This window comes from Clostridium sp. ZBS15, from assembly GCF_023845705.1.
Classification (GTDB): Bacteria; Bacillota; Clostridia; order Clostridiales; family Clostridiaceae; genus Clostridium; species Clostridium aquiflavi.
Genome location: NZ_JAMQHY010000028.1, coordinates 28,009 through 51,683 on the forward strand (window position 1 = coordinate 28,009; position 23,675 = coordinate 51,683).

Consider the following 23,675-nt stretch of genomic DNA (forward strand, 5'->3'; position numbering starts at 1 on the left):
GAGCTTTTTAATGGGATTAACTAACCAGTCTACTGGCACTAATGCTTTAGATAAAGATTTAAACATTATTAGAACCTCTAAAGATGATAAAGTAATTGCACTTGCTGGTAATCCTAATGTTGGAAAGAGTACAGTTTTTAATAATTTAACTGGATTAAATCAGCATACAGGTAACTGGCCTGGTAAAACAGTAACTAATGCTACGGGCAAATACACTCATAAGAAAAAAGAATTCACCTTAGTTGATATTCCAGGCACATATTCTCTTATGGCTAATTCAGTTGAAGAAGAAGTTGCTAGAGATTTTATATGCTTTGGAAATCCTGATGCTACTGTGGTTATTGTTGATGCTACATGCCTTGAAAGAAACTTAAATCTAGTATTACAAACACTTGAGATAACTGAAAATGTTTTAGTGTGTGTTAATTTAATGAATGAAGCTAAACGAAAAGGTATAGTGATAAATTTAGAAAAGCTTTCGTCTTTATTAGGTGTTCCAGTAGTAGGCACAAGTGCAAACATTGGCAAAGGACTGCAAGAATTAAAAGATGAAATTTATAATTTATCTTTTAATAGTGTAGAGAAAAACATTATAAGTATTAAATATAGTTCATTTATAGAAGATGCTATATTATTAATTGAAAAAGTACTTCCAGATAAATTAAAATCTAAACTAAATACTAGGTGGCTTTCTTTAAAGCTATTAGAGGGTGATTTAACATTATTATCTTCAATAGATAATTATATTGGATTTAAATTACTAGATGATACTAGTATTGCGAAGGCTATTTATAATGCTAAAGAATATTTAAAAATTAATGGATTAGATGAAAATATGCTTAGAGATGAAATTGTAACAACATTAGTATGTATTGCTGAAAAAGTAAGTAAAGATGTAGTAGCTTTTAGCCTTGAAAAATATAATGATTTTGATAGGAAAATAGATAAAGTTTTAACTTCTAAAAAATTTGGTATTCCTATAATGATATTACTTTTAGCAGTAATATTTTGGATAACCATAACTGGAGCTAATGTTCCATCTGAAATTCTAGCTACTGGATTATTTTGGATTCAAGATAAACTTTCAGCATTCCTATTTTCTTTAGGGGCTCCTGTGTGGTTAGAGGGTGTATTAATTCAAGGCGTATACAGAACTCTTGCTTGGGTTGTTTCTGTAATGTTACCTCCTATGGCAATATTTTTTCCACTCTTTACTTTGCTTGAAGACTTAGGCTACTTACCTAGGATTGCTTATAATTTAGATAATTTCTTTAAAAAATCATGTGCTTGTGGAAAACAAGCTCTTACAATGTGTATGGGATTTGGTTGTAATGCAGCAGGCATAATTGGTTGTAGAATAATAGATTCTCCAAGAGAACGATTAATTGCTATTATTACAAATAACTTTGTACCTTGCAATGGACGATTCCCTACTTTAATTGCTATTATTACAATGTTTTTTGCTGGTATGTTTGTAGGACCATTTCAATCAATAGCATCTACTCTAATCTTAACTTGTGTAATACTTTTAGGGGTATTTATGACACTTACAATTTCTAAAATATTATCAAAAACTATTTTGAAGGGAATTCCTTCTTCATTTACTTTAGAATTACCTCCTTATCGTAAACCACAAGTTGGTAAGATCATAGTTAGATCAATTTTTGATAGAACCTTATTCGTTCTTGGAAGAGCTATAGTTGTTGCAGCGCCAGCTGGTTTGGTTATATGGTTAATGGCGAACTTAAATGTTAATGGACTTAGTATATTAACTCACTGTGCTAATTTTCTTAATCCATTTGCTCATCTTATAGGATTGGATGGATATATACTTATGGCTTTTATATTAGGATTTCCTGCAAATGAAATTGTAATTCCAATAATCATTATGAGTTATATGGCTACAGGAAGCATGTTAGAATTAAGTAGTACAGCACAGCTTCATAGCTTGCTTGTTGAAAATGGGTGGACTTGGCTTACTGCCGTATGTGTAATGCTTTTTTCTTTAATGCATTGGCCTTGTAGTACCACATGTTTAACAATAAAGAAAGAAACTCAAAGTTTAAAATGGACAGCTATTTCATTTTTAGTTCCAACTATTACTGGAATTACTATATGTTTTATAGTTACATCAATAGTTAGAATTCTTGGGCTTGCTTAGAATAAACAAATATAAACAATTAATTCTATAAACAAAAAGAAAGTGATAATCCTTATAATATCACTTTCTTTTTGTTTAAGGTTTAATATAAAAATATACTTTAAACTTTACTAAATATTGTATATTACTATGTGTCTTGATAACATATATAATTATTTTCTTACACATGTTAACATTTTCATACAAATATTTTATTTGATTAATTATAAATATGATATAATAGTATGTATTTTATAATTTGGTAAATAAAACTACAAAAAACAAAAGAGAGGAAGGATTTTCAATGAAAAGTATAAAGACAAAAATATTAATACCAATTTTCTTAATTTCAATATTTTTCTTAAGTTTTATGTTTATTGAATTTACTCAAATAAAAAGTAACTTAGGTTTAGTTAATGAAATGGAGTCTACTTATTTTACTACAGCATTAAAAACAGATGAATTAAAACTTAATGTAGTACAAGTTCAGCAATGGCTTACTGATATAAGTGCTACAAGAGCTGCTGAAGGTTTTGATGATGGATTTGATGAAGCTGAGAAGTATGCTAAAAATATTGAGTTACTTATAGATGATCTTAAAAAACTAAATTCTAATAATATACAAGAAATTGAAGAGATAAAGAAAGACTTTAAACCATATTATGAAGTAGGCAAGGTAATGGCTAGTGCATATATTACTGGTGGTCCTAATGAAGGAAATAACTATATGGAAAGTTTTGATACAACTGCTGAATCTATAAATAATAAAGTTGATAAATTTAAAGACACTTCATATAACAATGTACAAGTATCAATTAAAAATATACAAAAGTCAATTCAACAAACATTAATATTGATAGCAGTTGCAGTTATTATTTTAATAGTTATAATAGTATTTTCATCTATATATATAACTAAAAATATTGTTAATCCAATAAATAAGATATTAGCTAAATTAAAATTGATGGCTAATAACAGTGGAGATTTAACTCAAAACATTGATTTTGTTAGTAATGATGAAATTGGTGAATTAGCTAAAAATTTTAATTTAATGCAAAATTCTTTTAGGAATATAATAAAGATCATTATGGAAGAATCTAATAACGTTGAAATTAAAGTAAAAGAAACCAATTCAGATATTAACACTTTATCTACTTTAATAGAAGATGTTTATGCAACTACAGAACAACTAGCTAGTGGCATTGAAGAAACCTCAGCTTCTACTGAAGAAATTAATGCTGTTGTTACTGAAATTAATTCAAATATTGAATCAATTTCGATAAAAGCTAAAGATGAAGCTAGTGATTCATTATTAATCAAAGAAAGAGCAAATAAACTAAAGATGATAGCTATATCGTCTAAAGAAACTGCTGAAAAAATTAATATACAAACTCAGCAAAAGGTCTTAGATGCTATTGAAAAATCTAAAGAAGTCGAAAAGATTAATGTATTATCAGAATCTATTCTACAAATAACTTCTCAAACTAATCTTTTAGCCTTAAATGCAGCTATTGAAGCTGCACGTGCTGGAGAAGCTGGAAAAGGTTTTTCAGTAGTAGCTGAAGAAATACGAAAACTTGCTGAAGACTCAAAAAGTACAGCATCAGAAATTAAAAATATTAATGATGTAATTATAAATGCAGTAGAAAACTTAGCTAATACTTCAAAAGAAATACTAGAATTTATAAACACCAATGTTATAAACGATTATGAAATGATTGTTAAAACTGGTGAACAATACAGTGAAGATGCAATAAAAATTAATAATATTACAACGGATTTTAGTAATATATCTAATAAAATAACTATTTCTATGAATGAGGTAGTTAAATCAATGGATGATATAAGTGCGTCTAGCACAGAATTAGCTAGTGGTACAAATAGTATTACTGAAAATATGCATATCATTTCTGATAATTCAGACACTGTAGTTAAAACAGTTAAAGATGTTACCACTAATACTAATAGATTAATTGAAACTGTTAGTAATTTTAAAATCTAAACATATAAAAAAGATATATTAAAATGTTATTAATAACAAATTTGATATATCTTTTTTATACTTTATTTTATTAATAAAATTCCTAATATATATAATAGATAAACATGTACGGGATAATATACATAAAATAAGTATTTCATGCCTTTACCCTTTTGACCATTATATAATAACATAAGTGGTAATGCTCCTATCATGATCCATTGATAATTAATTAAAAAGCTATTGCTTAAACTATAATCTCCATTAGCTCCGGATACAAATATAAATGCAGTGAATACTATGTATAAGATACTTAATGCTACCTTTTTACCTCTACATAAATAGAATATTATTCCTAAAACTATCCAAGCAATGCTACCCTCCACTAAAAATGGTGTTGGTATTAATATCATAATTATTTGTATTAAAGTCATTGGTAAAAATGCTAAAGTAAATAAAACAATAATTCCTATTAATAATGGCACTACAATCAATGATATTCCTAAAAGCATATCTTTTGTACTTTTTTCAATTCTAGATTTCTTTATAAATTCTATTCCTTGTAAAAAAATCGTAATCAAAAACATTGTTGCAAATATGTTATTAATTATAGCTATTTCATTTGGATGTGGCATAATCTTTTGAATAAAAGTATTTCCTAGCATCATAATAACAGACCAAATATATAATCTTCCAATATATTTTTTTCTATCATGAGTATGATAAAATCCTTCTACAACCATAAATATAAATAGTGGTGCTACTATTCTACCTAGCCAATGAAACCATACAGGAATATTCATTGAATAAGGCATAAATTCTCCTATATGATCAAATGTCATTAATATAAGTGCCAATATTTTGATAGTAAATCCATCAATTCCTTTTTTTATATCTTCCATAAATAATTCTCCTAATCTTTTTTAATTTACAGTATAATACAAGATATTCTTGCAATTTACTATTTAAAATGTTAATTTATCACTTGTTTTTATAATTATAAATTTATAACACTATTGTAATTTCAGTTCCATATCCTAATTTGCTATTAATTTTAATGTCTCCACCATGATTATTTATTATTTCTTTTGATATAGCCATTCCGAGTCCTGACCCCTTATGATGTTCTCCTGTATTAGTTCCTCTATAATATCTATCAAAAATATGATTTAAATCTTTTGTGCTTATTCCATTGCCATTATCTTTTATTAAGATTGTTATTCTATCTACTTTTTTTAGTTCTATCTTTATTGAAACATCTTCTTTATTATGAACTATTGCATTGAAAATCAAATTAGTTAATGCCCTTTTTAAAAGTATAATATCTACTTCCTTTTCAATAACATCTATATTACTATTAAATTCTATGTCTCTATTTTCATATCTACTGTCATTTAATATATCAATTATTATGTTTCTAACTAAAGACACCAAATTAGTATTTTGCTTATTTAAAGTTAAAGCATTATTCTTTAACCTTGTAGATAAATTAAGTTCATCCACAAGCTCTTTTATATACTTAGATTTACTATATATTATTTCTGTATAATCTTGAATTTCTTCTCTTGAAAATTCATATTCTTTATCACTAATAATTTCAGCATATCCTTGAATAGAAGCTAATGGAGTCTTTATATCATGTGTAATGTTAGCCAGCCACTCTTCTCTCATTGAATCTAATTCTTTTCTTTCTATTTCATTTTGCCTTAATGCACTTGCTAAATCATTTATATTTGCAAAAACATCTTTATAAATTCCTTTTTCTTTAGTACATATTTCATAGTTACCTTTTGCTAACACATCTACATTATTTATTATTTCTCCCATAGGTTTAGTTAATTTTCTACTAAATAAATATCCAAATATTAAAGCTATTATTGCATCTACAATAAGTGTTAAAATTATTATTATCTTTACTTGATTTATTGCTGTATCCATAGAATAATTTAGTGTTATTCTATCTGCATATGTAGTTGGTAATGCAAGAATTATATTTACATGAGCATTACTTAAATCCTTTTCTAATAAAAAATTTACAAATGGACCTATTTTATACTTATAATTATGAACCATATCAAAAGGCGTATAATTTTTAGGAACATCCTGTGGCCTATTTATATTAGATATCTCTTCTCCATAATCATTTAAAACCTGTATCCAAGCCCCAGACTTTTCTAATAATATAATTCCTTCTTCTGTTATCTTTAATTCTCCATTATCTTCATACATATACTCTGAAAAATCTCTTGCAAAACTCTCAGGATCTTTTGAATCATTGTTTTTATAGTTAATATTAACATCTAATAGATACCATCCAAATATAGTTAAGATATTCATTATAACTACTAATATGACAACCGTAACAATAGTAGCTACAAAGTTCCCCGTTATTTTCCATTTTGTCTTCATTCTAATCTTCCTTTACAGATAATTTATACCCAAGTCCCCTAACTGTAAGAATATATTTAGGATTAGATGAGTCATCTTCTATTTTTTCTCTTAATTTTCGTATATGAACCATTATTGTATTATCAAATCCAAAGTAGTCTTCTCCCCATACCTTATCCCATAGTTTTTCTTTACTTATTATTTGATTTTGATTGTGTGCTAATAAAGATAATATTTTAAGCTCCTTAGCTGTTAATTCTATTACTTTATCATTTTTCATTAGTTCTGCTCTGCTCTCATTTAAAACATACGGTCCAAATTTTATTATTTTTTCTTCATTATTAAGCTCATTTGAATTTTCATTAACATAACTGGCTCTTCTTAAATGAGCTTTTACTCTAAAAGCAACTTCCTTAGGACTAAATGGTTTAGTTATATAATCATCTCCACCTATTGCAAAACCTAATATTTTATCTAATTCTTCTGTTTTAGCGGATAAGAATAATATGGGAACATTAGATGTACTTCTTATATCTTTGCATATTTCATATCCATCACCATCAGGCAACATTATATCTAATATAACTAATTCTGGTTTTACTCTTTTAAACTCTGCTAAACCTTCCTTTAAAGTTTTCGCTGTATATATATTATTAAATCCTTCTTTCTTCAACACTGTTTCTAACAATTTCAAAATTTCAATCTCATCATCTACTATTAATACCCTATTATTCATAACATTGTCCTCTCTTTCATTTGTTTTTATTCTTCGACAAAATTTTCATAATTTAATTTTACATTAATAGTAGATATAATAAAAGGAATTTATAATTAAAGTCGTTTACTATTTGTAAAATTCTTATATGCAATTAAAGGTAGTACAAATATTAATGCTATTGATATTACTACTGCTAAACCTCTATACATAACTGGTATTTGATGTCTAACCATTAATTGACTCATCATAACCCAATTTGGAGTTAATGCTATAAAATTAAGTATTGATTTTGATGCCCAGCCTTGTGCCAAAAATGGGATTGCCATAATAGCACCACCTAATATAAATGGTATTGTTGCTGATTTAAATGCTGATGATAAAGTTAATCCTATTTGTGCAAATAAGAATGAACCTAAAGTAACAGATACTAAAACAATTATATACATTTGTAATACTGTAATTTCTGATCCACTATTTCCAAAATACCATAGGTTTTTAATAGGATCATTTAAATTTTTAAATCCTTCAAGTGCAAATCCTCTTAATCCAACAAGTAAGGTAAATGAAACATTAATTAATGATAATGATATTCCAGCTGCTATAGCTTTTGCTATTGTTATATATTTTTTTCCATTTTTAGTTGTATTTATTAGTCCCACCATATTAGATTCATATTCTTTTGTATAATTTCCTGAAATTGCTATAAACATCACTAATCCTATAATCGGAGTAGTTCCTTCAATTTTATAAAATATATCTGCATATGTTTCTAGTATCTCAAAATCTCTAATTAAAATAAATCCAAACCCTAAAAGTAACGCCCAAAGCACTAGAAGACTCTTCTTACTTAATATTTTTCTTAATTCTGCTTTTATTAAATTCATCATATTAATTACACCTCTTTTGCATTTTCTAAATCAAAGTAAAACATATATACATCTTCAAATCTTGCTGATGTTGGCTCTACATTTATTTCCTTTGGCATTGTATCTGAAACTACTCTTAATATAGTTGAATTAATATCACTTTGAATACTTACAACCTTGTATTTATCTTGAATTCTATTAATTTCACTTTCATCATTAACACTTATGTTATAAACCCTGTTAGTCATATCAGATAATATTTCTTTATGAGTTCCTTTCATAAGAAGCTTTCCTTTTTTTATCATTATAGTTTCTTTTGCTACTGATTCTATATCTGATATTATATGAGTTGAAAGTATTATTATCTTATCTCTTGATATTTTAGCTATTAGATTTCTAAATCTTGTTCTTTCTTGCGGATCAAGTCCTGCTGTTGGTTCATCTAAAACTATTATCTTAGGATCATTTAGTAAAACTTGTGCTATACCAACTCTTCTTTTCATTCCACCTGAAAACTTTCCTATTGCTTTATTTCTAACATCATAAAGACCAACTAATTCTAATAATTCATCAACTTTAGAATTCAAACGTCTACCACTCATTCCTTTTAATGCACCAACATATTGTAAAAATTGTTTTGCAGTAAAATTCTTATATACTCCAAATTCTTGTGGAAGATATCCTATAACATCTCTATATTTATCATCTATCTTAAATATATCTTCACCATTATATAAAATTTCACCTTTGTCTGGTCTTATAAGTGTAGTTATTTGTTTCATTAAAGTTGTTTTTCCTGCTCCATTTGGTCCCAATAATCCATAAACACCATTTTCTAATGTAAGCGTAATACCATCATTTGCTCTTTTTCTACCATATATTTTTGTTAAATCTTTTATTTCTAATTTATTCATTATTAATTCCTCCAATTATCTATTGATATATTTTGTTCTGCTTATTACAAAGCACAATATAGTTGAAATTATAAAAAGTACTACTAAAATAATTTTTACTAAACTTATAACTCCAATTTCATTTCCTAATAAATTAACACTTCCCATATAACTTCCAATCAAACTGTTAAAGTTAAATATTAAATCATAGTAATTACCATATGAGAATACTGAAAGTATCATTGCTGGCATAAACTTTAAAGTTGATACTACTTTACTTAATACAATAAATACTCCAAACATGCTTATTGCACTTATAGATGACATGCTTATAAATGAAAATAACATTGATGCCATAGCCCAGCCCTCAAACATTAAAAATGCTATTTTAATGTTGCTTAATATGTACGAAATTATAGTTGGATTCCCATTTAGTATTGTTATATTATCAACTATTCTAAATGCTTCTAATTCTCCATTAATAGGTGCTCCTTGCTGAATATAAGTTATAACAAATATTCCTAATAAATAAACACTATAAACTGCTATTGGTATTAAAAGTGCTATTATTATTTTAGAATTTAATGCTTTCTTCTTTTGCTTTGATGAAAGTATAATATCTTTTACTGAAGATATTATTTCATCGGTATAAAGGTTAGATATAATTATCATTATAATTATAAGCATTGATATATTTATAAGTGGATTAGTTGCCCTGTAGTTAAACACTTGCCAAAATCCTACCTCTTCATATTTTGAACTTTTCAAATTACTTATTTTTTGTTTTGATATTGAAGCTATTGTTTTAGAAAATTTATCTTCATTATTTTCTTGCTTACTTAGTTCTTCCAAAACTGATACTTTCATATTAAATTTTTCATTTGCTATTTCAGACTTTTCTCTACTATCTTCAATGTATCCTTTTTCAGCATCTATATAAGAATTTTTAGTTTCTAATGCTGGATTAATAAAGGATACAATTAGCAACGTAAAAGTTAAAACTGCTAATGAAATTATCATACCTTTAGATTTAATTAATTTTTTAAATTCCCATCCTATCATTTTTATCCTCCATATTTCATTTGTTCTCTTTCGCTATGTCTATATATTAGTATCTGAATCTTATATAAAAATATTATTAACCTTAAATAAAGCTTAATTAATTTAAATTATGTTGGTATTTTAAAGTATGACTTAAAAATGAACGCATAAAAAATGCCCGTTAAACACCTTATATAGGTATTTAACGGGCATCAAAATTTATTAGATTGAATAGTTCAGATATAATCCTTCTACTTTAGCCCAATCAATTATGTTCCAAATATTTTTAACATAATCAGCTCTTAGATTTTTGTATTTTAAATAATATGCATGTTCCCAGACATCTATACACAATATAGGAATAAGACCATTACTAATAGGATTATTTTGATTTAGTACATTTGTTACAGATAATTTTCCATTTGCATCTTTAACTAAAAAGCCATATCCAGATCCAAATTGTCCTATTGCTGCATTACTTATTTCATTTTTTAAATTTTCTAAATTTCCAAAGGCCTTATTTATCTCATCTAATAACTTTCCTTCTGGAGCTTTTTTAGGTGTTGGAGAAAGAATAGCAAAATATAAATTATGATTAAATACTCCACCACCTTGATTTATAACTCCTTGTCTAATTTCTTCAGGTATAGAATTTACATCAGATAATATTTTCCCTAGTGATTTTCCATTTGCAAATTCTTCATGACCTTTTAAAATATTATTTAAATTATTTACATAAGTTTGAAGATGTTTATTATAATGTATATCTACTGTCTCCTTATCTATATACGGTTCTAAAGCATCATAATTATATGGTAATTCAATTTTATTAAACATACGTATCTCTCCTTAAATTAAAATATTTTATTTCTATATTAATAGTATCTCTAATTAATGTTACTTTTATAATAAAAATAAACCGGCTTATATTTGTATGATAAATTGCTACGATTCTTTTTCATAATTATACCACAAATACGTTTTAATTGAAATAGCCTATTATAAAATAATTGATTTCATTAAATATTAATTATTAATATCTTGCTAATATATTGAAATTCACAAAAATCATTTAAATAAAATACCAGCACTCCCCATCTCCACACATATTTATTCATAAAAATTTACTTATATTAGACATAATAATTTTAGTTTATCAACAATGTAATTATACTTTTCAAATATCTCTAAACTCTCTTTGGATACTACCTTGCTCATTTTATTTAAATCAAAAATTAATCCATCTAAATTACTTATATCACACTCAAAACATAATTTTAATTTTTCATTCAATGCTTTGAAAGCCTTTTGATTGTTGCAAAATTCATCTATAATATTATTACTAAATCTTATCAAAACGTTTTCTTTTTGATTAAAACAAGTTTCACTCTTTAATTTCATCTTAATCGATAATAACTTTTTAATAATACTATTAATCTCATTCATTATATCCTTACTCCAGCTTATTTCACTCCAACCTGTAATTCCGTATTCACTTATTTCAATACCACTAGAAATATTATTTACTGTAAACATATTTTCTGAAGAAATATATTCTTCTTCAATATATTCATGTAACTTCAAGGAATTTTCATATAGTTCTTTTACTTGTAATCTTGCATCATAAAATTCTTCGGATAAATCTACCTTTTTAAAATTTTCTTTATACGTTTTCATTTTTTCGCCCATATTTTCAACCCCTTAAATCTCTTGTTAACTTCATTATATACCATAATATACTTATTTATATAGTTGTATATAAAATTTATTATTTTAGAAAAAAAAGCAGATATATTTTAAATATATCTACTTTTTTATACATTTTTTTTATTAGATATTTTTCAATTTAAAAATATCAATAATTAATATTATTTAATATCTTGCAAAAGCTTTTTTAACTTATTTTGAACAAGCCATAGTTTTTTCTGTTTTCTATTATAAGATACCATCATATTCTTATTATTTTTATTTTTATCAAGTAATTTTATGTACTCCTCATCAGCTATCTTTAATGCATCTTCAATTACTAAAAGTTCATCCCTTGTAAACATACTACTCTTTCTCCCTTATTTTTAATTTATATCTTATATTTTATATAAATTTTATAGTAAATTCAAATTTTATAGTATTAAATACTTAAATTAAAAATCTTAATGAATAATAATTACTATACAATGAATTTTTATAAAAAATAACTTTCTTCTACATTTTATAATAAAACTTATATTTTTTATTATAAATATAAAAATCTTCTCTAAGTTTATAAATTTCTATCATATTTCGTTTTATATGTTTTAATATTTTATTAATAAAATTAATTTTTAATTATGTATTTTTTAATTAAACACCTTTAATAATATTAATTTATTTTTATTTGTTGCATTTAATTACAAATTTATGATATAATAATTTAAATTAATAAATGGAAATATTATCTAAATTATTATATTTTTAAATAAATATTATTTTGTTATTAAAAAAAGAAAGAATATCATTTCGTATGTTTATACATAAAACTATATTTTTTCTTTTTATATATTAAAAAAGATTTCAATTATTAAGGGGGATATTTTATGAAACAGAAAGCATTATCGCTTATTTTGACAGCGATACTTTCTACTACTTTTCTTGTAGGTTGTGGTGGACAAACTGCTAATAACTCAGGAAATTCTAGTGGAGAAAAAACATTTATCTTTGCACAAGGAGCTGATCCAAGGGGTCTTGATCCTGCTTTTGTTGATGATGGGGAATCTGCTAAAGTAATGTGTAATATCTATGAAGGTCTAGTTGCTTATGGTGATGATAATACTAATATCCAGCCATGCTTAGCTGAAAGCTGGGATATTAGTGAGGATGGTACTAAGTATACCTTTCATCTAAGAAAAGGAGTTAAATTCCATGATGGTACTGATTTTAATTCAGAAGCTGTTGTTAAATCAGTAGTTCGTCAATTACCTCCAAATAGAACTGATGATATGCCTTATGCATCATTCACTTTTGCTGGTGTTAAAACAGTTGAAGCAATTGATGAAAATACAGTTAAATTTATTCTTGAATCACCAAACACTCCTTTTATATCTAATTTAGCTATGTCACTTGCAGCTCCAATTGTAAGTCCTAAAGCTCTAGATGAAAGTAATGGAAATTTGAATGAGAAGCCTGTTGGTACTGGTCCATTTAAGTTTGTTTCTTGGGAAAAAGGAGAAAAAATTACCATAGAAAAAAATACTGATTATTGGGGCGAAAAATCAAAATTGGATAAAGTAGTATTAAAAATTACTAAAGAAAACTCTGTAAGAGCCAGTGAACTTATGACAGGTGCTATTGATGCTATGGATGGTTTAGATCCAAATGATGTTGATAAATTAAAAGAAAAGAATATGACCATATTCAGCAAACCTGGCATGAATATCAATTATATGGCATTCAATTGTGAAAGATCACCTTTTAATAATGTAAAATTAAGAGAAGCTTTATCATATGCTATTGATCGCAATGAATTAGTTCAATATTTATATCAAGGATATGCAGATCCAGCAAAAACAGAGATACCTAGTTTTATACCTGGATTTAAAGAAAATGTAGCTGCATATGAATACAATCCTGAAAAAGCTAAAGAAATCATTGCTGAACTTGGATTATCTGATTTAAACATACACATGATTACTTATTCAAATCCAAGACCATATAATTCTGTTGGAGGACAAAAACTTGCTGAAGCAATTCAAAATTACTTTAATAAGATTGGTGTTACTTCTACTATAGATGTATATCAATGGACTGAATATAAAGATAAAACTCAACAAGGTGAAGGTGATATCGTATTCTATGGATGGAATGGCGATAACGGTGATGCTGATAATTTCTTCTCTTTACTTGATAGTAAAGAGATTGCTGGTAGTTTAAATGTTGCCAGGTTTAATAATCCTGAGGTAGATGCTCTTTTATTGAAAGGTAAACAAACACCAAATGGTGATGCAAGAAATGCTGTTTATGGTGAACTTCAAGATTTACTTGCTAAACAAGCGCCTTGGGTTCCAATATCTTATGCTAAACAAATGGCTGCTTCCAAACCTAATGTTAAAAACTTTAGTGTTCATCCAACGGGTTCTATTTTCTTTAAAAACGTAGATAAAGAATAAAATCTAAAGCAAAACTTTAAGGGTTCCGATTTTATCGGGACCTTATAATTTAATATTATAAAAAAAGAGGTGAATTTATGGTCAAGTATATAATAAAAAGAATACTTCTTCTTATACCAGTACTTTTTGGTGTTTCTGTATTAGTGTTTTTAGTAATGCATGTTTTTAGTTCAGATCCTACATCAATAATTTTAGGACAGCATGCAAGTCAAGAGCAAATATCAGCTTTAAGAGAACAATTAGGATTAAATGATCCTTTATATATTCAATATTTTGACTTTATGAAAGGTTTGATTCAGGGAAATTTCGGCAACTCACTTATAACTAAAACTTCAGTTTCAAAAGAAATTTTTTCAAGATTCCCAGCAACTATTGAACTTGCTATAGTTGCAATAATTATTGCTTCAATAATAGGTGTTACTTTAGGAGTTATTTCTGCAGTAAAACAAAATTCACTTATAGATTATCTTTGTATGGGTGGCTCTTTACTTGGCGTTTCAATGCCTATATTTTGGCTTGGCTTAATTCTAATAGTTATATTTTCTGTTAATCTACATATATTTCCTGTTTCAGGCCGTGCAACAATAGGTATGGAACCTATTAAAATTACAGGATTGTATTTGTTAGACAGTTTAATTTCAGGAAACTTAACAGCATTTTGGGATTCTTTAAAGCATATGGCTCTTCCAGTAATAGCACTTGCATCATATTCAACTGCTATCATAGCTAGAATGACTCGTTCAACAATGCTTGAAGTTTTAGGACAAGACTATGTTAGAACTGCAAGATCAAAAGGTCTTATTGAAAATATAGTTATTGTAAGACATGGTCTAAGAAATGCATTAATTCCTATTTCTACCGTTATTGGATTACAACTTGGTTCCTTACTTGGTGGTGCTGTATTAACAGAAACAGTTTTCTCTTGGCCTGGAATAGGCAGTTATACTATAGACGCTATATTAAAAGCTGATTATCCTGTTGTTCAAGGTGCTGTAATTATAATGGCAATAATATTTGTATTAGTAAATCTATTTGTTGATTTACTTTATGCTTATATAGATCCTCGTATAAAGTACTCTTAAAAAAGGGGTGTATATATTATTATGGATACTAATTTAATACAAGAAAATTCAGATTCTATAGATGAAGTGAACTTATATGAAAACACAAAATGGAATAGATTTAAAAAATTCTTCAAACTAACAATATCAAATCGAGCTGCATTAGTAGGTTTAATATTTATTTTATTAATTCTATTAGTTGCTATATTAGACAAATATATAATGCCTTATGATCCTTATACTGGAGAATTATCAAATTCACTTCAAAAACCATCTGCGCAGCATTTTTTTGGTACAGATGAACAAGGTAGAGATATATTTAGTAGAGTTATTGATGGAACAAAAATTTCATTAAGAGTTGGTATTATATCTGTTTCCATAGCTCTATCAATTGGAACAATAATAGGTTCTATTTGTGGTTACTTCGGTGGTAAGATTGATATGTTTTTAATGAGAGTAATGGATATAATTTTAGCTTTTCCTTCTTTACTCTTAGCAATTGCTTTTATGAGTGCTTTAGGAAAAGGTATTGATAAAGCAGTTATAGCAATCAGCATAGTTACAATACCTGAGTATGCTCGAATAGTACGTGGTTGTGTGCTTTCTGTTCGTGAAAGTGAATATGTACAAGCCGCAAAAGCTATTGGAAACAATGACTTTGTTATAATCTTTAAGCATGTACTTCCCAATATTTTATCTCCAATAATAGTTCGTGCTACTTTAGGTATTTCAACGGCAATATTAGAAACTTCTGCTCTTGGATTCCTTGGACTTGGAGTACAACCACCCTTTGCAGAATGGGGTACTATGCTTGGATCTGGAAGAAGCTATTTTTATAATGCTCCTCATATAATTTTATTTCCTGGCCTTGCAATAACGCTTACAGTATTAGCTTTTAATTTATTTGGAGATGGTCTTAGAGATGCTTTAGATCCTAAACTCAATTCATAAAGGGGGTACAATTTAATGCTACTTGATGTAAAAAATTTAAAGACAGAATTTATAACTAAAAAAGGTACAATATCTGCTGTAAATGGTGTAGATTTTAATATAAAGAAAGGTGAAGTCGTTGCATTAGTTGGTGAATCTGGTAGTGGTAAAAGTGTTACTTCCCTATCTATAATGAGACTTCATTCTAAAACAAGTAAAACCAAAATATCTGGAGAGATATTATTTAAATCAGAAAATTTGCTAGAAAAGTCAGAAAAAGATATGCAAAATTTGCGTGGTAAAAATATATCCATGATTTTTCAAGAACCAATGACCTCTTTAAATCCTGTTTTTACTATCGGAAAACAAATTAGTGAAGCTGTTATGAAACATACAGGATGCAATAAAAAAGAAGCTCGTAAAAAATCAATTGAAATGTTAAATTTAGTTGGTATTCCTTCTCCAGAAAAAAGAATAGACTGTTATCCTCATCAATTAAGCGGTGGAATGAGACAAAGAGTTATGATCGCTATGGCACTTAGCTGTAACCCTGAACTTTTAATAGCTGATGAGCCTACTACTGCACTGGATGTTACCATACAAGCTCAAATATTAGAACTTATGCTAAAATTAAAGGAAAAATTAAATACTTCTATTTTACTTATAACTCATGATTTAGGAGTAGTAGCTGAGGTTGCAGATAGAGTTGTGGTTATGTATTGCGGTAAAGTCGTTGAAAACGCTTCGGTAAAAGATATTTTCAGTGATCCTAAGCATCCATATACAAAAGGACTTCTTAGTTCTATTCCTAAAATAGATGAAGAGGTTGAAGAATTATTTATAATTCCTGGAACGGTTCCTAATCCATTAGAATTACCAACTGGATGTGCATTTAGAGATAGATGTGAAAAATGTATAGAAAAATGTGCTACTTCTCAGCCGCCTTTAATTTCTTTAGGTGATAGAGAAATTAGATGTTTTTTATATGATGAAAAAAAGGAGGAAAAAATAGATGGAAAAGTTAATGGAAATTAAAAACTTAAAAAAATATTTTCCTGTTGGTTCCTCAGGATTTTTTCAAAAACCTCAATACGTTCAAGCAGTAGATGATGTTTCATTTGATATATACAAGGGTGAAACTTTAGGAATTGTTGGTGAGTCTGGCTGTGGAAAGTCTACTATGGGAAGACTATTAGTTAATTTACTGCACTCTACTTATGGAGAAATACTATTTGAAGGAAAAGATATTAATGCTATTAGAAAAAATAATAGAAAAGACATAAGCAAAAACATTCAAATTATCTTTCAAGATCCTTATGCTTCATTAAATCCACGAATGAAAATTGGTGATATTATAAAAGAACCTATGAAAGTTAATAATATAGCAAGTGGAGTCGAACTTGAGAAAAAAGTTGATAAACTTTTAAATTATGTTGGATTGTCATCTTATCACAAAGATAGATTTCCACATGAATTTAGTGGTGGTCAAAGACAAAGAGTTGGAATTGCTAGAGCAATTTCAGTTAGTCCAAAACTTATTGTATGTGATGAAGCTGTGTCTGCACTAGATGTTTCAATTCAAGCTCAAATCTTAAATCTTTTATCTGATCTTCAAAAAGAATTAGGATTTACTTATTTGTTTATAGCTCATGGTTTAAATGTTGTTAAACACATTAGTAATAGAGTTGGAGTTATGTATCTTGGTAAAATCGTTGAAATTGGAGATGTAAATTCATTATATTCTTTTCCACTTCATCCTTATAGCAAAGCTTTGCTTTCTGCAATACCTGTTCCTAACCCTGAAATAAAAAAAGAAAGAATTATATTATCTGGAGATGTGCCTAGCCCTATAAATCCTCCAAAAGGATGCAGATTTCATACTAGATGTCCAAATTGCACAAATATATGTAAAGAAATCCAGCCTAAGCTTGTGGAATTAAAAAATGGACATACTGTTGCATGTCATTTATATGATAAGAATTACTCTCTCTGATTTTTAACTTGTTCATATATTGACACAAATATTAAGTGCAAACTATTCTAAAATAACTAAAACCTTAATTTAAGCTTAAATAGTATGATTTATTACACTTTAATTTTAAAATCCTAGTATAATATATTAGTAAAAAATATTAGTAGATTTGAGGTATTATTAATGAGTTGTTTAGGAAATATTATTTGGTTTATTTTTGGAGGATTTGTTAATGCAATTGGTTGGTTTTTCACAGGTATCTTTTGGTGCATAACTATAATCGGCATTCCTATTGGTCTTCAATGTTTTAAAATGGCAGGATTGCAACTTGCGCCTTTTGGAAAAGAAGTTGTAGAAACTGATTCTAGTGGCATAAGCTTTCTTTTAAATATATTATGGATTATATTTGGTGGATTAGGACTTTGTATTTCTAACCTTTTAAGTGCATTATTATTATGTATTACTATAGTTGGAATACCTTTTGCAGTTCAATCATTAAAACTAGCAAAATTATCTTTAATGCCTTTTGGTAAAGAAATTGTATAAGAAATAGGACATGCATAAACGAAGGTAATATCGTTTATACATGTCCTATTTTCATTATTTGCTTCTAACTTCTTTTAATTTATTGTAATTATATATCAAATATAAAACTCTTTACTACTGCAAAAGCTTCTCTAGTATAGCATATTGGTATAAGATAATATATAGTTTTATTTGTATATAATTTCACTTCATTATATCCATTTCTCTTTGCTAGCATTTTACTTCTAAATCCATGAAAATCAGTTGTAACTATCTTAACACTTAAATTATCAATACTTTTTTTGCTGTGATCTTCAATTAGCTTTTTAGAATATTTAAAGTTTTCGAATGTATTTTTTGACTGATCTTCCATTAATATTTTATCTTCAGAAATACCTTGCTCTACTAAATATCTTTTCATAGCTTCTGCTTCAGAAATTCTTTCATCATTCCCTTTACCACCAGAAACAACAATATAACTATTATTATTAAATTCATTTATACATTGTAAAGCACTATCTAGTCTAGATTTTAAAATATAGCTAAGTTGATTCCCATTATTTAAACCTGCACCTAATACTACTATATAATCAGTGTTTTCTTTATTGCTTTTTGGACATGAGATTATTACTATCTCTATAGCAAGAAATAATACAAGCCCTATACATATAAAAAATTTCATTACTTTATTAATTTTTATGAAATATCTATTAAAAGCCAATTTTTGTTTTATAAAATGATATAAAACAAGTATGATACCTAAAATAAAAATAGGTAAACTAAATGCAATTTTTGAACTACTGAGAATATTAACTATACATACATATATAATTAATATGCAACCTAATAAAATGTCATAAATATTCCTCATACAACACCACCTCCATCAATTTACAAATAATAGTATTATTATATCATTTCAATATATATTAACAGTTACAAATATATTAAACTTATGTTTATGAATATTTATAATCTAATTAATTGATGCAAGTTTTTTATTTTTAATATTATAAATATGTGTTGTGTATTAAAAAATTAAACTCTCGCATACAAGAAATATTTGAATTTAAGCATTAAAAACTAGTGTTAATTTAAGTTATAACAGAATTAGTATAGGTGATGATGTAATATGCTATAGATGTTTATCTAATATTTAAAATTTCACTTATTATTTCATATATTATTGCTTTTGTTTCTTTATTTGTAGTATCTATTTTTAAAGTATCCATTTTATCATACAACGCCAAGCGTTCTAAACTCCTATTTAATGAATTTCTATCCCTTTTTCCAGATAAAATATCCCTACCAACTCTTTTTAAAAGTTCTTCTTTTCCACAAGTCAATGTTATTTTATAGAGTTTAAAACTCTTCAAATTTATATTATCTAGTATTGAATCCATAATCTCATCACTTTCAATAAGCCAATTAAATATTACATACTCAATTGATGAACTTTCTAAAAAGTTGTTTAATATATGAGTAATATTATTTATAACAATTTTTTTATTTTCATTACTAGGGATAAAAGGATTAATCATAGCACACCAATCTCCATCAAGCCACGCTGAATTAAGCAAAGCTTTATGAAGATTTTCACATATAGTACTCTTACCTACTCCCATTGTTCCGTTAACAATTATAAGTTTTTTAATCATTTATTACCTCATTAATACATGTTCTAGTGAATATAATTTTATACTCTAATTAACATTAATTCAACTTTATAACTTTGATATAAATAGAAATTCTACTCAAACTATCAATTTATAACAAATATTATTACATCATTTATTCTTAATTATGAATTCTGTTCTTTTTATATAACTTTTATCATACATTATATTAAGAAAGTAGTAGAATACCATTACTACCTAAATAATTTAAAAAGTATGAATTTTAAAGCACAAAAATAATAAATATTGCATATATATTATTAGATGGATAAATAAAAATCTATGGCACTATAGCCAAGCGGTAAGGCAGAGGTCTGCAAAACCTTTATTCCCCAGTTCAAATCTGGGTGGTGCCTCCACTAAAGAAAGCCAGTAAACTTGGGATTCTTGCCCTTGCTTACTGGCTTTTTAATTTTTCTAAGTTTTTTAATTTTCTTCACGTTTTCTTCACATACACTGATAAATATTTATAAATGGTTAAATACTTAATTTTTTATTATCAGTTTAAATAATATATATCATAATTAATTTAGGGTTAAAAACATCAAATGTAATATGATAATAATTTTTCATATGATATCTCTAATCCAACATTCTTTAGTAAATCCTTTCTTTTCTCATATAACATCTTCAGTACATTTTCAAAATTCTTTCCATAATGCAATAGATTATGGCAGTTACTGCACAAAGATATTACATTTTCTTCTACATCTAAAGAATTCTCAAATTCATTTTGTCTGCTAATAGGTATTAAATGATGTGTTTCAGTATAATTAGTTCCATTTTTTCTGCGAATAAATGTCTTATGGTTTTTATCAACTTCACACATATATTCAGCTAGAAATAGTGCATTAACAGATACTTGTGAACTTCTGATATATTGCCCTGTACTATTTACCATACTCCTTCTCATAGATCTATATACTTTTTTATCTAAAAATATACTTGGCATAAATTCTTCACTGTTTATATAATCATTTAATTTATTTTCATCTACAAAATATTTATTTTTACAACTCCAAAACAGTTCTAATAATTCATTCATTTTTTCCAGTTTTATTATATGAACATTTTGGTTATGGAGTAATTAATGTTCTACAACTGTCTAAATTAACTATAGGACTTGAATACTTTATATTCTTCCCCTTTATTTTTAAATATCTTACGATTTCTAATCTGTTAACGTATGTTTTTATAAATTTATCAATTAAGATTTAACATACCCATACATAGCCTTTAATTCATCAAATTTATTTCTGGTATTAAATTTTCTAAATTTAATGGTAATATAAGTTGATAATTTTAATTAAATTCATTATAATCTTTAGTGTATGATTTTTGTTTTTGCATAACTTAATTATACAATGAATGTGGATTCTTCGGAATTCACATTTTTTATTTTTATAACAAAATTGAGCTGCTACAAAACTAACTTTTTAAGTTAGTTTTGTAGCAGCCCCTTTGTGGTTAGAGCAATTCTTCTCTATCCTATTCCAATTCTAATTTATCAAGATTAATTTTTATTCCTAATTTCATTAAAACGTCTAACCCCAGTAATCCATTAATAATACCGTCTTCATCAATAATTCCAAAATCCAAAGATACATCATTCAACTTTCCATCGCCAATCTCTATACAGTCAATATTCTTTCTATATGCATAATGCTCTCCACCTACACCATACATAGTAATAAACTTATCTCCTCCTTCCGCCTTAATTCCAGCTTCATGAACAACATCAGGGTCAATTATAGTGTGTGCTGCTCCAGTATCTACTACAACATCATTTACTTTTACTATCTTTCCATTGTACTCAATTTTTATATCTGTAAATAACAGTCCATATTCATATCTCAGCTTCATCTTGCTATACCTCTTAGTATTGGCATTTGTACTATTTCCATCTCTAGACTTTCTTTCGATGTATGAAACACAAAGTTTTTACCCTTGCACCTTACTAATACATCACCAGCCTCTTCATCTTTTAATGGCTTTACAACAGCAACATCATCTATATACTTTTTATTATTCTCAATATGTTCTTGCAGACTTGTTAAAAGAACAAATTGATTAGGATATATAGCTCGAACATCATTCCATTTCATAATATTACTCCTTTCCCTCTTTGATTATTTTAATTCTATCCTATATTTCCAATAGGTATACAACAATTTTTCTAATGTTAATATTTCAAATAAGAGTATTGGATCTTTATTAGTAGTATATCATAAACTATTAAATTATTTTTCACAAAATTCTTCACAAACAGATTATAACGTAAAAAATATTATCCATAACAAATAACTTTATTTATCGATGCACACCCTAATTGTTATAATGTTTAAGCTGATTTACAACGATTAAAAAAATATACACCAAAGAACTGCAAAACCTTTATTCCCCAGTTCAAATCTGGGTGGTGCCTCCACTAAAGAAAGCCAGTAAACTTGAGATTCTTACCCTTGCTTACTGGCTTTTTAATTTTTCACCTCTTAATACGACTATTTCTTTTTATAAAAATAGTATCTATTATACAATATATATAACCATAATATTGTTATATTTACTGTTTTAGGGTAAAATAATTAGATTGATAAATAATTTAAACTTACAATTTATGAATAGATAAAATTAGAATTAAAATATTATCATAGAAGGAGTTTATTATGAAAAAGTTATATCGTAATCTAATTATAATTTTTACCCTACTAATCATAGTTAGTATTGGCCTCTTTGCATCACTTAAAATTTATAGAGAAATTGAAGATAAGAAAAATGGAATAGGGCTTATTTTAGACACATATGAAGGTGTTGATGTCTATTATAATGGTAGTGACTATGGTAAAAATCATGGTAAAAGCTATAGTAATGATGGATACTATTATGGCTATAAATGGCAATGTGTAGAATATATAAAGAGATTTTTTTATGAAGCAAAAGCCCACAAAATGCCAGATGTATATGGAAATGCAAAAGATTTTTTTGATCAGGAATTGGAACAAGGTGCATTAAATGAAAAAAGAGGATTATATCAATATAAAAATGGTGATAATGAAAAACCTATGAAAGATGATCTTTTAGTTTTTACAGATACAAATTATGGACATGTAGTAATAATTTCAGAAGTAGGTGATGATTACATAGAAGTGGTTCAACAAAATATGGGACAAGAATCTCGTGATAAATTTGAACTAACTTTCATAGGCAATAAATATTATGTTGGTGGCAAAAGAGAACCAGCAGGATGGTTAAGAAAAGAATAGAGACAGTATATAGTTTTGTGTGAAAACAAAATTATATACTGTCTTTTTTTAATTAAAACCGAGGCTGTAAATATTTTTG

23 protein-coding genes and 1 tRNA gene are annotated in these 23,675 nt (G+C 26.7%); 10 read left to right on the plus strand and 14 right to left on the minus strand.

What is annotated here, in order from left to right:
• The first annotated feature begins 10 nt into the window (after positions 1-10).
• A complete protein-coding gene (gene feoB / locus NG904_RS08515; protein ID WP_252231098.1) occupies positions 11-2,161 on the plus strand; it encodes a ferrous iron transport protein B in 2,151 nt (716 codons plus the stop codon).
• A gap of 283 nt (positions 2,162-2,444) precedes the next feature.
• On the plus strand, positions 2,445-4,142 hold the full coding sequence (locus tag NG904_RS08520; RefSeq protein WP_252231099.1) for a methyl-accepting chemotaxis protein: 1,698 nt from the start codon (positions 2,445-2,447) through the stop codon (positions 4,140-4,142).
• Positions 4,143-4,204: 62 nt separating this feature from the next.
• Here NG904_RS08520 and NG904_RS08525 read toward each other — a convergent pair whose 3' ends face one another.
• From NG904_RS08525 to NG904_RS08565, 9 genes are all read right to left on the minus strand, one after another.
• The gene (locus NG904_RS08525; protein WP_252231101.1) at positions 4,205-5,023 is read right to left on the minus strand and encodes a TraX family protein; all 819 of its coding nucleotides are present in this window, start codon (positions 5,021-5,023) and stop codon (positions 4,205-4,207) included.
• 103 nt (positions 5,024-5,126) lie between these two features.
• Entirely contained in the window at positions 5,127-6,530 is a 1,404-nt protein-coding gene (locus NG904_RS08530; RefSeq protein WP_252231103.1) for a sensor histidine kinase, read from the minus strand.
• A 1-nt stretch (position 6,531) separates the two neighbouring features.
• The gene (locus NG904_RS08535) at positions 6,532-7,245 is read right to left on the minus strand and encodes a response regulator transcription factor (RefSeq protein ID WP_252212295.1); all 714 of its coding nucleotides are present in this window, start codon (positions 7,243-7,245) and stop codon (positions 6,532-6,534) included.
• Between the two features lie 95 nt (positions 7,246-7,340).
• A complete protein-coding gene (locus NG904_RS08540) occupies positions 7,341-8,114 on the minus strand; it encodes an ABC transporter permease (protein WP_252231105.1) in 774 nt (257 codons plus the stop codon).
• Positions 8,115-8,119: 5 nt separating this feature from the next.
• Complete coding sequence (locus NG904_RS08545; protein WP_252231107.1) at positions 8,120-9,007, minus strand: ABC transporter ATP-binding protein; 888 nt, start codon at positions 9,005-9,007, stop codon at positions 8,120-8,122.
• Between the two features lie 15 nt (positions 9,008-9,022).
• Positions 9,023-10,048 carry a hypothetical protein gene (locus tag NG904_RS08550; protein WP_252231108.1) on the minus strand — a complete coding sequence of 342 codons (1,026 nt, stop codon included), beginning with the start codon at positions 10,046-10,048 and terminating at the stop codon, positions 9,023-9,025.
• Between the two features lie 201 nt (positions 10,049-10,249).
• Entirely contained in the window at positions 10,250-10,864 is a 615-nt protein-coding gene (locus NG904_RS08555; protein WP_252231110.1) for a superoxide dismutase, read from the minus strand.
• A 291-nt stretch (positions 10,865-11,155) separates the two neighbouring features.
• Positions 11,156-11,716, minus strand: a complete 561-nt coding sequence (locus tag NG904_RS08560) for a hypothetical protein (RefSeq protein WP_252231112.1) — start codon at positions 11,714-11,716, stop codon at positions 11,156-11,158.
• A gap of 179 nt (positions 11,717-11,895) precedes the next feature.
• The gene (locus NG904_RS08565; protein ID WP_252212301.1) at positions 11,896-12,078 is read right to left on the minus strand and encodes a hypothetical protein; all 183 of its coding nucleotides are present in this window, start codon (positions 12,076-12,078) and stop codon (positions 11,896-11,898) included.
• Between the two features lie 522 nt (positions 12,079-12,600).
• Between NG904_RS08565 and NG904_RS08570 the strand changes: the two genes are divergently transcribed.
• The 6 genes from NG904_RS08570 (at position 12,601) to NG904_RS08595 (ending at position 18,678) form a co-directional block, all read left to right on the plus strand.
• Positions 12,601-14,169 (plus strand): ABC transporter substrate-binding protein, encoded by a 1,569-nt coding sequence (locus NG904_RS08570; protein ID WP_252231114.1) that lies wholly within the window; start codon positions 12,601-12,603, stop codon positions 14,167-14,169.
• A 77-nt stretch (positions 14,170-14,246) separates the two neighbouring features.
• A complete protein-coding gene (locus NG904_RS08575) occupies positions 14,247-15,251 on the plus strand; it encodes an ABC transporter permease (protein ID WP_252231116.1) in 1,005 nt (334 codons plus the stop codon).
• Between the two features lie 21 nt (positions 15,252-15,272).
• Positions 15,273-16,181, plus strand: a complete 909-nt coding sequence (nikC, locus tag NG904_RS08580) for a nickel transporter permease (RefSeq protein WP_252231117.1) — start codon at positions 15,273-15,275, stop codon at positions 16,179-16,181.
• A gap of 15 nt (positions 16,182-16,196) precedes the next feature.
• Entirely contained in the window at positions 16,197-17,195 is a 999-nt protein-coding gene (locus tag NG904_RS08585; RefSeq protein WP_252231119.1) for an ABC transporter ATP-binding protein, read from the plus strand.
• Positions 17,173-18,153 carry an ABC transporter ATP-binding protein gene (locus NG904_RS08590; RefSeq protein ID WP_252231121.1) on the plus strand — a complete coding sequence of 327 codons (981 nt, stop codon included), beginning with the start codon at positions 17,173-17,175 and terminating at the stop codon, positions 18,151-18,153. The genes NG904_RS08585 and NG904_RS08590 overlap by 23 nt, the downstream gene beginning before the upstream one ends.
• 162 nt (positions 18,154-18,315) lie before the next feature.
• Positions 18,316-18,678: a YccF domain-containing protein gene (locus NG904_RS08595; protein ID WP_252212307.1), complete on the plus strand. Its 363-nt coding sequence runs from the start codon at positions 18,316-18,318 to the stop codon at positions 18,676-18,678.
• 88 nt (positions 18,679-18,766) lie between these two features.
• On the opposite strand, the gene NG904_RS08600 is transcribed toward NG904_RS08595, so the two are convergent.
• Positions 18,767-19,528: a YdcF family protein gene (locus NG904_RS08600; RefSeq protein ID WP_252231123.1), complete on the minus strand. Its 762-nt coding sequence runs from the start codon at positions 19,526-19,528 to the stop codon at positions 18,767-18,769.
• Positions 19,529-19,802: 274 nt separating this feature from the next.
• Entirely contained in the window at positions 19,803-20,315 is a 513-nt protein-coding gene (locus tag NG904_RS08605) for an AAA family ATPase (RefSeq protein ID WP_252231125.1), read from the minus strand.
• Positions 20,316-20,617: 302 nt separating this feature from the next.
• Here NG904_RS08605 and NG904_RS08610 point away from each other — a divergent pair.
• Positions 20,618-20,692: transfer RNA gene (locus NG904_RS08610), tRNA-Cys, on the plus strand.
• A gap of 185 nt (positions 20,693-20,877) precedes the next feature.
• Here the strand turns inward: NG904_RS08610 and NG904_RS08615 are convergent.
• The 3 genes from NG904_RS08615 to NG904_RS08625 form a co-directional block, all read right to left on the minus strand.
• Positions 20,878-21,378: an HNH endonuclease gene (locus tag NG904_RS08615; RefSeq protein ID WP_252231127.1), complete on the minus strand. Its 501-nt coding sequence runs from the start codon at positions 21,376-21,378 to the stop codon at positions 20,878-20,880.
• A 443-nt stretch (positions 21,379-21,821) separates the two neighbouring features.
• Entirely contained in the window at positions 21,822-22,196 is a 375-nt protein-coding gene (locus NG904_RS08620) for a retropepsin-like aspartic protease (protein ID WP_252231129.1), read from the minus strand.
• Positions 22,193-22,438, minus strand: coding sequence for a hypothetical protein (locus tag NG904_RS08625; RefSeq protein WP_252231131.1), 246 nt, complete (start codon positions 22,436-22,438; stop codon positions 22,193-22,195). The genes NG904_RS08620 and NG904_RS08625 overlap by 4 nt, the downstream gene beginning before the upstream one ends.
• Before the next feature lie 561 nt (positions 22,439-22,999).
• Between NG904_RS08625 and NG904_RS08630 the strand changes: the two genes are divergently transcribed.
• Positions 23,000-23,596: a CHAP domain-containing protein gene (locus tag NG904_RS08630; protein ID WP_252212311.1), complete on the plus strand. Its 597-nt coding sequence runs from the start codon at positions 23,000-23,002 to the stop codon at positions 23,594-23,596.
• Positions 23,597-23,675 lie beyond the last annotated feature (79 nt).